This window comes from Staphylococcus arlettae (assembly GCF_002902345.1).
GTDB lineage: Bacteria > Bacillota > Bacilli > Staphylococcales > Staphylococcaceae > Staphylococcus > Staphylococcus arlettae.
This window is the reverse complement of the sequence record NZ_PPQB01000010.1, coordinates 257,016-269,300: the sequence shown is the minus strand read 5'-3', so window position 1 is coordinate 269,300 and position 12,285 is coordinate 257,016. Positions and strand designations below refer to the sequence as shown.

The following is a 12,285-nucleotide window of genomic DNA, read 5'->3' as shown; positions in this document are numbered from 1 at the left end:
GGAGGCATATTTATGCCAACTGAAAACGCAACGATGTTTGATCAAGTAGCTGAAGTTATCGAGCGACTACGCCCGTTCTTACTACGTGATGGTGGTGATTGTTCACTAATCGATGTAGAAGATGGAATAGTTAAATTGCAATTACACGGTGCTTGCGGAACATGCCCAAGTTCTACTATTACATTAAAAGCAGGTATTGAACGTGCATTGCATGAAGAAGTGCCAGGTGTTATCGAAGTAGAACAAGTATTCTAACGAATTACTTCAAATAAAATTTTAGAGACCTTCTATGTAAGAAAGTCTCAGACTGTCGACAAAGTTCTCCGACTTTGTTGGCAGTTTTTTTTGTGCACGCTTTCCGCGGGCACTGCCTCAGCCTGTAGTCTTCGGCTAGTGCTTTTCCCGCAGGAGTCAGCCCAAATCACTGCCAATATTATTTATTCAAAGCCTATTTGCTATCACAGAAATAGAAGTTAATGTGGGTTACCATGTAGACATGAGTTATATTTTTTAGAAAAAGCACCTCATTTTGGAACTTTTCAGTTACAAAAGATACACGTTGTGGTCACAGTACAGATTTCTGTCACACTCCGTAGTCTGTCGACGAAGTCCCCGATTTTGTTGGCAGTTTTTTTGTGCACGCTTTCCTCGGGCACTGCCTAAGCATATAGTCTTCGTCTAGTACACTTCTCGCAGGAACCTCTTTTATTGATTCTGATGCAACACAATTTGTTCGTTTACGTAAACCCAGCCCTTCCATCCAATATGTACAGCATCACTAATAACGTATGGTTCATAGTCTTTAGATGTCATATCATAAAGCTTACCATCTTTAGCAGTAATGGTATCTTTAATTTTTTGATAAATCATTTGACGTTGCTTAGATTTTATTCCAATATGATCATACCATTTGCCATTTGTCGGTATTACTATATATTGAACATCTGCTCCTGCAGCTTTCAATGTATCAACGAGTAATGCTAAATCTTCAAATTCCGGTGAATGTACTTTAAATTCATGATTGCGTTTAAATTTACGTTGTTTCGCTTGAATTAACTGCCAATATTTATCCTGTATATTATATTGATTCGACATACTATGTTGTTGTCCGTAAAGTTCGCCTTCTGCTTTTAAAGATGTCCACGATCGATGTGACGTGTCCTCTCCAACATGCTTAAACGCTTGCTTATTAAGTGGAAATGCAGCTTTAATTGCTTCAATTTTTAATAATTGATTTTCTTTGAACGATGAGACATAAGCATGTGAAGACTGTTGTTTATTTCGACTCATATCATGTAAGAAAGGCTTGTTTTTAACGTCTTTAAATTGTAATAAGCGCTGAGCATAACGTTCTTTTAAGTGCTTGCTCATTTGCTGTTGTTTAAATAACTGAGCAATTTGAGTTTCTGATATACGTGCATTAAAATTTTCTCGTGTTAAACCGCGTTGCGTGAACCATTGCGGTGAGATGATAAATGTTAATTTTTTGCCGTTAAGTTGATCAAAGTTTGCTGCAAGTGTCACAGCATTAATCAAGTCGGTAGAACCTCCTGTTCCTACTAAAAAAGGTGGTTTCTTAACTCTATGTGTTAACATAACAGCTGGGTGAAAAGGATCTTGTTTGCCTAATTCACTAGAACCATAAATAGGATAGTAGTTATTAGTTTCATATAATTTATTTTGTAGTAAAGTACCTTTTAACACTTGTTCGCTAAGCAAGTTGCGTTGTTCAGATAATGTTTGATTAGAAATTAATCCTTTAAACCAATTTGCGGGCAAAGCTACAAAAATTCCAAATAAAACTAAACTAATGATAAATGGATAGAATTGTTTCATTTTATTGTTTCGCAGATAATAACGCAATAATTTTATTTGGAGTCGCCCACGCTTCACGATCAAAATCTGTTATCGATACGTCGATACCTAACTGATTTTCAATGGCTAATAATAATTCTATCGTTTTAAAAGAATCGATAATACCTTCCTCAAATATTGCGATGTCTAAATTATCTTTTACAATAGAATCACCTGCAATGTCTGCTAAAATATTTAAAATTTGGTTTTTAATGTCCATACTAATTTCCTTCTAAATTAACTGTCCTGAAAATATGAGAAAGCCAAAAGTCACACAATGAAAAGTAATAACTGTACTAATACAAGCAGTAAATTTATTTTGCCACTGCCAGCCGAAGTATTTACTTAAGCGTTCAACATAACTAAAGCCAATAAACAAAGCTGCGTGATACAAACCGTATACTATGTAATGTAGCTCTAAACCATGCCATAAACCCATTAAGAAGAAATTAATTATAAATGCAATGTTCGACATAGCAAATTGACTTTTTAATAATTTTTTCTTCGACATAAAAAATAAACATCTCATATATATACAGTCTCTGAACCAAAAAGATAAAGTCATATGCCAACGTTGCCAAAACGCTTTAATATTTTGCGCTTTGAATGGTTGGTTAAAATTCGGTGGCGTTTGGATGCCATATAAATAACTAAAAGCTAAAGCAAATAAACTATATCCTGCAAAATCAAAAAACAAATAAAAGCTATAAGCATACATATATAACCACGTATCGACAACATTATGTGGTGTTTCAAGCAATGGTTGTATGACATAATTTTGAATCAAATAAGCAATAATGTATTTATATAAAAATCCAAGCATCACAAAATGGAGCGCTTTCGCAAATAATGTACTGTATACAGTACCGTCGGGCACTACTTTGTCATCTTTGATAAAACGCTTATAGCGATCTATTGGACCTGATGAAATAGTTGGAAAAAATGAAATGAATTGAATTACTTTCCAAACATCAACTTCTTTAATTGAACCATCTCTAATTTCCATTAGTAATTGCACACTTTTAAAGGTCACATAGGAAATACCTAAAAATGCAATTAAGTTCACCACTTTGTATTCATGGAAGACAATTTGATAGTCACCTAACCATGAGCTTTGTAATAATTTCACACATAGCAAGGGCAAGATTGCTAAAAATATTACACTGCTAAATAAACTCGTATAATTATGTCGACGTCTAATATTGAGATAAAACATAATGATACTCACTTGCCAAACAATATAACCGAAAAAGCTAAATAGTTGAAAACTCAAATACGGATTGTTGTAAATATTATATTTTTGCGATGCAAAAATAAGTACTACCATTAGTAAGCTACTTAAAAAATTATATGTATAACTACGCTTACCCATAAAACCTAAACAAACAACTGGTAGCAATACGACTATCGCTATCGCAAAAAAAGTGAACGTTCCATAAGGTATCATCGTAATATAACCTCATTTATAGCTTTTCTATCTACTTTGCCATTGCCATTTATCGGTAACTTTTCTAATATTTCATATTTAGTGGGTAGCATATAAGTAGGTAAATTTTCAGCTAATAGTGGTGTAATTTCGCTTTTCAATACTTTTACTTCTTCTGGGGATACTGCTTTAGTCAATGTGATTGCAGCGATAAGTTGAACTACCTTTCCTTGTTTAACTTTAGGTACTACTATCGCTTCTTGAATAAAGTGAATTTGTCGTAACCGAAACTCTATATCTTCTAGTTCTATACGATAGCCATTGTATTTGATTTGATTATCCATACGCCCTTTTATAAACCACATATCATCTAAATAGTACGCTGAGTCTCCCGTATAATATGCTTGTTTACCTTGATACTCTTTAAATACTTGTGCTGTCTTAATAGCATCATTTAAATATCCTTGACTCAAACATCTCCCCATAATAATTAATTCTGCATGGTCATTAACAGCTAACGTTACACCTGCTCTAGGTTTGCCTACTGGAAGCGGATTGTAGTGTTGTATAATGGACTGAGTTATTTGTATTCCAGTAACTGCAACCGTTGCTTCTGTCGGGCCATATGTGTTATAAACCACTGCTTTATTGAAGTGATGTAACAATTTTTCAGCAAGTTTATGGGATAGTACTTCCCCACAAAAAATAAATTGCCCTAAACTTTCATATTTTTCTTGAGTAAATACAGGTAATAATAAAGCTAACTCCATAAATGATGGTGTAGAAACCCAAATATTAATGTTATTGCTTCTTAATAAATCATCGAGCAACTGAGGCTTAGCCACCATATGTTTATCAACTAGATGTAGCGTACCAGCAGTTGTTAAACAAGGATAAATAGCCATTACAGATAAATCGAATGAGAACGGCGCTTGGTTTAACCAATGCTGATATAATCCCAATTGATTAATATCACTTATCCATTTAACAAATTCATTCAAGCTGCCATATGAAATTTGAACACCCTTAGGTTCTCCGGTAGTACCCGAAGTAAAAATAGTATAAGCTATATCAACTTCTTGTATATTATTAAATTCCCTTGTCGTTACTGACATCTGCTGTAAATCATCAATCGTTATTATTTCTCCATTAGTCAACTCTATTTCATCACTCGTTGTATTTAGTACAAAATTAGGTTCTACCTTATTGATTATGTGTTGCAAACGTGCAGTTGGCATAGAAATATCTAATGGTATATAACCACAACCTGCTTTTAAGCTGGCTAACATCCCTACAATCATGTAGGGAGACATATGACCATATAGTATTAACGGAGTACGCGATGACATTATATAACAGGCTAATGCATTAGCGTATGTATCCAATTGTTTATAAGTTAATGAATGATCGTTGTAACGAATAGCAATCTTATTAGGGTAAATGACGCTATACCGGTTTATTGTCTGTAAAATATCTTTCATGATGTTCTCCTCATTAAAATTCATTATAAATAAAATCGTTATGTGTATCTCCAGCACCATATAGTAAATACAAAGCAATGAAAATAATTAAATACAACAATACCAATCCAATACTTTTAACCACTATAAATCTATGATTATTCTTATTCATTATTCACCTCTTGAAAATACAACGATTCAGATTTTTTGTATTTATACACTTTTAAATTTACTACAACTTATTATACATAACATCAAACAACTTTACAATATATTAACATTTTTATGTATGAACTACATTTTACTATAACTATTTTCTTATATGTTTTTTCATTATGATTTTGATAGCAATCAATTCAATAAAAAAAGTAGTAACTGACGGTGGTTGTCAGTTACTACTTTTTTATTATTTGCGTGATACTCAATCACGATTACTGTGTAAATTACCCAAGTTAATTATTACTCATAAGTTTGATGCACTAATGCTAAGCTTTAACAGCTGTTTTTGCAGTATTACCATTTAGTACTAATTTAATATTATCTACACATAATTGAATCATTTTGTTACGAGTGACTACCGACGCACTACCGATATGTGGTACAACAACAGCATTTTTCATTCCTAATAAAGGATGATCCATTTGTATTGGTTCTTCTCTTAATACATCTAAGCCACATGCTAAAATTTGATTGTTTACCAGAGCTGAAACAAGTGCAGACTCATCTACTACAGCACCTCTACCGATATTAATGAAAATGGCATCATTTTTCATTTTGGCAAAAGCTTCACTGTCAAATTTGTTTTCTGTTTCGGCAGTTAATGGAACAGTACAAATTATAAAATCACTATGTTTTAGCAATGTGTCAAAAGAAACGTACAATGCTCCTAGTGCTTCTTCTGCCTCTTCGTTACGACTTCTATTATGATACATAATGTTCGCTTCAAAACCTTTTAAACGTTTAGCAAATGCTTTACCAATATCACCCATACCAAAAATACCTACTTTAGAACGGTATAAATCTTTGCCTGCCAACAAATAAGGACTCCAACTTTGCCATTGACCATCTTGTACATAACGTTCTGCTTCGACTATACGACGCGCGACACTCAACATCAATGATAAGCCTAATTCTGCAGTCGTTTCTGTTAATACATCTGGCGTATTTGTTACGACAATTTTATGATCATTTGCAAGTTGTACATCGATGTTATCATAGCCAACTGCCATATTAGCAATTACTTTTAAGTGTGGTGCTGCATTAATGGCTTCTTCATCAATCGTTTCCGTTAGTGTGATAAAACATGCAGTCGCATCTTTAATAGCGTTCAAAAATTGTTCTCGTGGCATTGGGGTAAAAGCTTCATTCCACACTTCTACTTGAGCTATTGTTTCTAATTGTTTAATGAATTTATCAGGTACTTGTCTAGTCACTACTACTTTATCCATTTAATCAACCTCACCTTTTAATGATTTAATTACAGCGTTTAAATCTTCGTAAGAGTATGTTGGTGGAATGTCTTTAGCTTCGACATCTGCAAGTGTTGACACCCCAGTTTGCACATGAATTGTATCAATGGAAACATTAATTCCTGAAAGTATGTCAGTATCATACAAATCGCCTATCATCGCTACTTCAGATTTAGGTAAGTTAAGAATATCTAATGCTTTATTCATAATTACTGGTTCTGGCTTTCCAATAAAAGTAGGCTGTACGCCTGTTGATACACTAACTACACTTGTAATAGCCCCATTCCCGGGCATAAATCCTCGTTCTTTAGGTATCGAAACATCTTTATTTGTAGAAATAAACTTCGCTCCATTTCGTACGCCTAACGTAGCGACCGCAAGCTTTTCATATGTAACCGCTTCGTCTAAACCTACAACAACATAATCAACGAATTCATCATTTTTTATTGTTAGGCCTTTATCTACGAGCGCTGTTTGTAACCCTGTACCTCCAAGCATGTACACAGATGCACCTGGATGTTCTTCTGCAATATAATCTGCTGTAGCTAAAGCAGATGTTACGACTTCATTGCCTGTTGCTGATATGCCCATAGTTTGTAATTTTTCAGCTACTGTTTCTGGTTGCTTTGAAGAATTATTTGTTACAAATAAATAAGGGATATCTTGTGCTTTTAAATATTCAATAAATTGAGATGCCCCATCAATAGGTTCGTCACCCTTATACATTGTTCCATCCAAATCGAGTAAGTACGCTTTATATTGCTTCATTTTATGTTAGTCTCCTTTTTTACCAAACGCAGTAATCGGTACATTTTCACTTTCTACAAATTGTATTACCTCTTGAATAAACTGGCGATAAAAAGGTAGCGCGTTATCAAACAAGGTCATCAAATTTGCTGTGTCTAATTCGTCATAATAATGTACAAATTGCTTTCTAACATCTACCGTTTGGTTAATATTTTGTTGTGTTTCCTTTGAGATAACTTGCTCTAATGCTAAAATATCTATTACGTCTTTATAATTTCCAGGATCTCGTAATATAAATCCGTCAATAATCATATTTCCAATATCAACCGATGATTCAATAAGCATCTGTGCTATACGTTCAAAGGCAAAATGGTTATGTTTGTTTTCTTCATATTGTTCTGTTAATTGTTGAATATATTTTAATTTGGCATTTAATTGGTCTTTGTTTACAAAGTACATTTCCGTCACCCCTTAATATATTCATCATATCACAATTTTGCAGTTAAATTCATTTGTAGTTATACTGAAAACTAAGGATTTATAACAAAATAGTTCTAACAACATTAGTATTAAAATAAATTGCTATTCTAACTATCAAAAGAAAGAAGGTTACATAATGATAGACATGTTTTTATACGACGATGATGAAGCTGCTCAAGTACAATTCGTTGGTTTTGTCGGCGAAGAGAGCCGCTATGATTTGATGCTAGTTCAAACGAATCGTCATTTCGGTAAAACGATTGTGCTTAACATGCAGACAAATAAGTTCGGTATTATCGGTACAGATGATTTAGCTGAAGAAGGTTATACCGCTTATATTTTAGGTGTCAATGAAGCAGAAGGTGAAGAACTTAATGCGTTTTTAGCTGAAAAAATCCAATAAAAATATAGGGGTGGAAGGAATTTCAAATTAGTAACATTCGAATTCCAAATCCACCCCTATATAGTTGCTTCATTTATGAAGTTTATTGTACACATAGACATCTATTCAATTTGTTGGAACTAATAGTATCACAATGCATATAATGAGTTGTAAGCTAGCTTAGCTTTCACTATGTTGAATCGATGGTTGAATTTTAACATCTTTCAATTTATCTTCTTCTAAGACGACCTGTTTTTCTTGCTTCAATTTGTTTTGATTTTCAGTAGTAACATTTTTCAAAATGAAGTAAGGACAGCCAAAGTTACAGTATTCTAATAAATAATCTTGAATTGTTGAAAATCGTTTACTCAATTCTGCTTTTTTATTTGAATCGCTATAAAAACCTTTTAAGCGTAATTGTTCGTATCCTATATCACCAACAATGTAATCATACTTATCTAAAATATCTGAATAACGATTAGCAAATACTTCCTCATCGAAATGTTCCCTGTAATCTTCTATTATTTCAAAAAACTGCCCATTCACTTTTATCATGTCATTCACCCGAACTATTACTATATTTATAAAGCTATCTTGTTGGCTAATATAACGTGAATAAAGACTTAGCCCTCATACAACTCATTTGAAAACGTCTGCATTGGAGAACTAAGTCTATAAAGTTACTACATTATATTATTATTGTTCTGCTTTTAATTGCTCTTCACCAAGACGATGTTTTTCTTTAGCTGCTTCGTTAACTTGTTCATCTGCATGATATGAACTACGCACAAGTGGTCCTGCTTGGCAATGTTTAAATCCTTTGTCCATAGCAACTTTTCTTAATTTACCAAACTCTAATGGAGTATAGTATTTTTCAACTTTTAAATGCTTACGTGAAGGTTGTAAATATTGTCCAATTGTTAAGATATCAACATCATTGGCACGTAAATCATCCATAGTTTCGTAAATTTCGTCATATGTTTCGCCTAAACCAACCATAAAGCTTGATTTAGTTGGAATTTCCGGCTGCAATTCTTTAGATCGACGTAAAAATTCTAATGTACGATCATAAGTAGCACGCGCTCTTACTCTTGGTGTTAAACGGCGTACTGTTTCAATATTGTGGTTTAAAATATCCGGTTTTGATGCCATTAAAGTTTCTAATGCTTCAAAATCTCCGCCCATATCTGAAGGTAAGATTTCAATTGTTGTAAATGGGTTACGTTCACGTACTTTACGTACTGTTTCTGCATAAACATTTGAACCAGCATCTCTTAAGTCATCTCTAGCTACTGCTGTAATTACTACATGTTTTAAGTTCATTAATTCTACAGATTCTGCTACACGTTCTGGTTCATCTAAGTCTAACTCGTTAGGCAATCCAGTTTTAACAGCACAGAATCTACAAGCACGTGTACATACAGCACCTAGTATCATAAATGTAGCAGTACGACGTTCACCCCAACATTCATGAATATTCGGACATTTTGCCTCTTCACAGACCGTATGTAAATTCTTCTCACGCATCATCTTCTTGAGCCCTGTGTAATTTTCATTAGTATTAAGCTTTATTTTCAACCAATCTGGTTTTCGTAGTATTTCTTCATTTTTAGTAGCCATAACCACGCACGACCTCCTATATTAATATCTTCCATCATTATAACTAACTTCACACTAAATTAAAACGTAATTGGGTTAGAAATTAATATTCTAACAATTTTTCTTTAAAAATATCTCTTAAAAATTCAGGCAATAAGTACTCAGTTGCTTGGTCTTTCAGTGTTGGAAAATACCGGCCAAATGTGTACATATCCACTGTACCTAATGTATAAATTTTGTCATCATCTATTTCTTCACCATTGATAAAATAACGAGATTCAGATTCTATAAATCCAAGGTTATATAATATATATCCCCCAAATATATCCCCCCTAAAGCCTAAACCTTGTGCATATTCATTAATATATTCTTGCTTTTGACTTTTTATTATAACATATTTTAGTTCTTGTCCTGTGATTTTGATTCTAACCGTATTTATAGGATGGGGTAACATTTGATGCACATCGTATTCTGTGACTTCTTTACCTTCTATCGCACGTACTATTAGACCTGCATTAATAATAGTGCAATCTGCATGTGTAAATTCATATATACTTTCAGCTAATAAATAAGATGTTTTTGAAATCACATTTGTTTTCCTTGGTAAGTTCATTTCATGATTAATAACCGGTGTACTTAATAATCGCTTACCTTCAAGTTCAAAGTCTGTTGCAACTTGGGGTAAGTCAGCATTAGCATAAAGCTCAGCCTTTTTAGATACTACACTATGATTTTGAATTTCCATCGTTACTTCACCTAAGTAGTAACCATATTTACCAGCCGCCGCCATTAATACGCCATTGTTCACTTCACCATGTTTGAAAAAATGATGTGTATGACTACCTAAAATAATATCAATTTCAGGTAATTCTTGGCACAATTTCTCATCAAAAAATACACCAACATGACTCATTATAATTAAGACATCATATTGACCTTCATGTGCTTTGACTTCATCTTTAATTGCTTCAAGCGGATCAGTAACAACCCAATCTAATGCACGATAAAAAGGTGTAAATGGTGCTGTTGCTGCTACAAATAATATTCTAGTACCTTCGATAACTTTAATAACTGAAGATGTTAGATGGTTAGGCAAATTACCAGCTTCATCAAATACATTGGCACACGTAATATCAAAATGTGCTTTATCATATAGTTGGTTTAATGCTGCATGTGAAATAGTCATACCTTCATTATTACCAATCGTTGCTATATCACAACGTGCACTGTTTAGTAGCTCTACATTATGTTTTCCCATTGTCGCTTGTGTAATTGGTGTTGATAAATCTACATGATCACCAATATCAAGATAAAGAGAGGGATGATTTAATTTGGGTCTTTCCTCTGCTAAATATGCTGAAATATTTGCATATTCTTGCAGATGACTATGTATATCATTAGTATGATAAATGGTTAGTTTCATCACAATCTCTCCTCTAAAATTAATGAATTGACGCTTATAACTTTAAAATAACTTCAATTGTTGTGGCGCTAAGCCATCATAATCAATTCCAAGTAGACGTTGGTACATTTTCGCATTTGCTGCTGCATGACCGCCTGAATTATTATTAAACACAACATAAATCGTTTTGGCTTTATGTTCCAACACTTTAACTTTGTTAACTAAGTCCATCAATTCTTCTTCTGTATAATCATATAAATAGCGTACTTCTCTCCATTTGTCATCGGTCATATCTTTTTTAGTCCAACCATGCACATTACGCCCGTGGTACCTTACAAAAGCAACGTCATGCGTGATTCGATTTACTAATGGAATGGAACCTTGACCAGCTTGAGGTTCATCACACACAGCATGAATGATTTGCTGGGCTGTCAAAAACTCTAGTGTCTGTTCTTTATAAGTGCTGTTAAACCAAGATTGATGTCTAAACTCAACACATATAGGTACATCAGATAACTTCGTTTTTAAGTAACGAATATATGTAATATGTTGTGTAGTACAATCAAACCAAGGTGGAAATTGAATTAATACCATTGCTAATTTATCAGCCGCTATTAATGGTTCTAACATCTTATTAAATTCATCGATTAACGCTTGTCTTGATGACGCAAAATCTAATACGTCTGCGTGTAACGTTAGCGCTTGATGGATTTTAACAATGAATTTAAAGCGTTTAGGTGTTTCTTTAATCCATTTTAGTATATTTCTTTCAGGTTGAATGGCATAGTAAGATGCATCAAGTTCAACAATTGGAAAATGACTAGCATAGACTTGTAATTTGTCAGTTTTCCTCTGTAAATCTTCGTACAATGAATCATGATCGCCCCAACCCGTTAGCCCTATATTTATCATTATTATCACCGACTTCATAATACCATATATTATTTAAGGGATTCACATGTTTAGATTATAATAGTATGTTTGAATTTTCATAGATAAAGTGAAAGCACTAGTTAAGTGCAACACGCTCATTACTATTTACTATATTTAGAGGTGAGTTAACTAGTGCTAATATATAATTTATTCATTTTGTAATATATTTTGTGTATCAGTAATAATTTGCGACATCAGTTGTGAAGCTGCAATAGATTGTGCTAACCGTGGAGTTTGTCCACTCCATAGATGTGTCATTTCTGCATCACCTAATTGAGCCGCCTTTTTTCGTATAGCATTGGTTAATTCATTTTGAATTGGATATGCTGGTATTTCATCATCATAACGTTGCATATTATGAATAAATTCATTATCAATACCTCGTGCCGGTTTTCCACTAAATGCTTTAGTAATGACAGTGTCAGTTTCAGCACTGTTAAATATAGCATTTTTCAACAAATCATTGGCATTACTTTCAATACAAGTTAAAAATGCTGTTCCCATCTGTACCGCTTCTGCACCTAATATCAAAC

15 protein-coding genes are annotated in these 12,285 nt (G+C 33.4%); 2 read left to right on the top strand and 13 right to left on the bottom strand.

Going from position 1 to position 12,285, the window contains the following annotated elements; genetic code table 11:
- Positions 1 to 12: 12 nt before the first annotated feature.
- Positions 13 to 255 (top strand): NifU family protein, encoded by a 243-nt coding sequence (locus CD036_RS05075; protein WP_002464399.1) that lies wholly within the window; start codon positions 13 to 15, stop codon positions 253 to 255.
- A 450-nt stretch (positions 256 to 705) separates the two neighbouring features.
- Here the strand turns inward: CD036_RS05075 and dltD are convergent, their stop codons facing one another.
- The 8 genes from dltD to CD036_RS05035 form a co-directional block, all read right to left on the bottom strand.
- Positions 706 to 1,836 (bottom strand): D-alanyl-lipoteichoic acid biosynthesis protein DltD, encoded by a 1,131-nt coding sequence (gene dltD / locus CD036_RS05070; protein WP_103388104.1) that lies wholly within the window; start codon positions 1,834 to 1,836, stop codon positions 706 to 708.
- Position 1,837: 1 nt separating this feature from the next.
- A complete protein-coding gene (gene dltC, locus CD036_RS05065; protein WP_002509366.1) occupies positions 1,838 to 2,074 on the bottom strand; it encodes a D-alanine--poly(phosphoribitol) ligase subunit 2 in 237 nt (78 codons plus the stop codon).
- Positions 2,075 to 2,086: 12 nt separating this feature from the next.
- On the bottom strand, positions 2,087 to 3,301 hold the full coding sequence (dltB, locus tag CD036_RS05060; protein WP_002509367.1) for a D-alanyl-lipoteichoic acid biosynthesis protein DltB: 1,215 nt from the start codon (positions 3,299 to 3,301) through the stop codon (positions 2,087 to 2,089).
- The gene (gene dltA, locus CD036_RS05055) at positions 3,298 to 4,761 is read right to left on the bottom strand and encodes a D-alanine--poly(phosphoribitol) ligase subunit DltA (protein ID WP_002509368.1); all 1,464 of its coding nucleotides are present in this window, start codon (positions 4,759 to 4,761) and stop codon (positions 3,298 to 3,300) included. The genes dltB and dltA overlap by 4 nt, the downstream gene beginning before the upstream one ends.
- 13 nt (positions 4,762 to 4,774) lie before the next feature.
- The gene (locus CD036_RS05050) at positions 4,775 to 4,912 is read right to left on the bottom strand and encodes a teichoic acid D-Ala incorporation-associated protein DltX (RefSeq protein ID WP_002509369.1); all 138 of its coding nucleotides are present in this window, start codon (positions 4,910 to 4,912) and stop codon (positions 4,775 to 4,777) included.
- Positions 4,913 to 5,225: 313 nt separating this feature from the next.
- Positions 5,226 to 6,188, bottom strand: a complete 963-nt coding sequence (locus tag CD036_RS05045) for a 2-hydroxyacid dehydrogenase (RefSeq protein ID WP_103388103.1) — start codon at positions 6,186 to 6,188, stop codon at positions 5,226 to 5,228.
- A complete protein-coding gene (nucF, locus tag CD036_RS05040) occupies positions 6,189 to 6,977 on the bottom strand; it encodes a 5' nucleotidase NucF (protein WP_103388102.1) in 789 nt (262 codons plus the stop codon).
- 6 nt (positions 6,978 to 6,983) lie between these two features.
- Positions 6,984 to 7,415 carry a DUF86 domain-containing protein gene (locus tag CD036_RS05035; protein ID WP_002509371.1) on the bottom strand — a complete coding sequence of 144 codons (432 nt, stop codon included), beginning with the start codon at positions 7,413 to 7,415 and terminating at the stop codon, positions 6,984 to 6,986.
- A 157-nt stretch (positions 7,416 to 7,572) separates the two neighbouring features.
- Between CD036_RS05035 and CD036_RS05030 the strand changes: the two genes are divergently transcribed.
- A complete protein-coding gene (locus tag CD036_RS05030; RefSeq protein ID WP_103388101.1) occupies positions 7,573 to 7,839 on the top strand; it encodes a DUF3055 domain-containing protein in 267 nt (88 codons plus the stop codon).
- 159 nt (positions 7,840 to 7,998) lie between these two features.
- On the opposite strand, the gene CD036_RS05025 is transcribed toward CD036_RS05030, so the two are convergent.
- The 5 genes from CD036_RS05025 to CD036_RS13290 all read right to left on the bottom strand — a co-directional run.
- Positions 7,999 to 8,373 (bottom strand): YutD family protein, encoded by a 375-nt coding sequence (locus tag CD036_RS05025; RefSeq protein ID WP_002509373.1) that lies wholly within the window; start codon positions 8,371 to 8,373, stop codon positions 7,999 to 8,001.
- Between the two features lie 141 nt (positions 8,374 to 8,514).
- The gene (gene lipA / locus CD036_RS05020) at positions 8,515 to 9,438 is read right to left on the bottom strand and encodes a lipoyl synthase (RefSeq protein ID WP_002509374.1); all 924 of its coding nucleotides are present in this window, start codon (positions 9,436 to 9,438) and stop codon (positions 8,515 to 8,517) included.
- Between the two features lie 82 nt (positions 9,439 to 9,520).
- Entirely contained in the window at positions 9,521 to 10,840 is a 1,320-nt protein-coding gene (locus CD036_RS05015; RefSeq protein ID WP_021458895.1) for a bifunctional metallophosphatase/5'-nucleotidase, read from the bottom strand.
- A gap of 42 nt (positions 10,841 to 10,882) precedes the next feature.
- Complete coding sequence (locus tag CD036_RS05010) at positions 10,883 to 11,731, bottom strand: DUF72 domain-containing protein (protein WP_002509376.1); 849 nt, start codon at positions 11,729 to 11,731, stop codon at positions 10,883 to 10,885.
- A gap of 168 nt (positions 11,732 to 11,899) precedes the next feature.
- On the bottom strand, positions 11,900 to 12,285 hold a 386-nt coding region (locus CD036_RS13290), incomplete at its 5' end, for an NAD(P)H-dependent flavin oxidoreductase (RefSeq protein ID WP_258027389.1).

Excerpts from the sequence above, each read along its gene's own strand:
- CD036_RS05075 (WP_002464399.1), top strand. The coding sequence starts at position 13 with ATGCCAACTGAAAACGCAACGATGTTTGATCAAGTAGCTGAAGTTATC.
- dltD (WP_103388104.1), bottom strand. The coding sequence starts at position 1,836 with ATGAAACAATTCTATCCATTTATCATTAGTTTAGTTTTATTTGGAATT.
- dltC (WP_002509366.1), bottom strand. The coding sequence starts at position 2,074 with ATGGACATTAAAAACCAAATTTTAAATATTTTAGCAGACATTGCAGGT.
- dltB (WP_002509367.1), bottom strand. The coding sequence starts at position 3,301 with ATGATACCTTATGGAACGTTCACTTTTTTTGCGATAGCGATAGTCGTA.
- dltA (WP_002509368.1), bottom strand. The coding sequence starts at position 4,761 with ATGAAAGATATTTTACAGACAATAAACCGGTATAGCGTCATTTACCCT.
- CD036_RS05050 (WP_002509369.1), bottom strand. The coding sequence starts at position 4,912 with ATGAATAAGAATAATCATAGATTTATAGTGGTTAAAAGTATTGGATTG.
- CD036_RS05045 (WP_103388103.1), bottom strand. The coding sequence starts at position 6,188 with ATGGATAAAGTAGTAGTGACTAGACAAGTACCTGATAAATTCATTAAA.
- nucF (WP_103388102.1), bottom strand. The coding sequence starts at position 6,977 with ATGAAGCAATATAAAGCGTACTTACTCGATTTGGATGGAACAATGTAT.
- CD036_RS05035 (WP_002509371.1), bottom strand. The coding sequence starts at position 7,415 with ATGTACTTTGTAAACAAAGACCAATTAAATGCCAAATTAAAATATATT.
- CD036_RS05030 (WP_103388101.1), top strand. The coding sequence starts at position 7,573 with ATGATAGACATGTTTTTATACGACGATGATGAAGCTGCTCAAGTACAA.
- CD036_RS05025 (WP_002509373.1), bottom strand. The coding sequence starts at position 8,373 with ATGATAAAAGTGAATGGGCAGTTTTTTGAAATAATAGAAGATTACAGG.
- lipA (WP_002509374.1), bottom strand. The coding sequence starts at position 9,438 with ATGGCTACTAAAAATGAAGAAATACTACGAAAACCAGATTGGTTGAAA.
- CD036_RS05015 (WP_021458895.1), bottom strand. The coding sequence starts at position 10,840 with ATGAAACTAACCATTTATCATACTAATGATATACATAGTCATCTGCAA.
- CD036_RS05010 (WP_002509376.1), bottom strand. The coding sequence starts at position 11,731 with ATGATAAATATAGGGCTAACGGGTTGGGGCGATCATGATTCATTGTAC.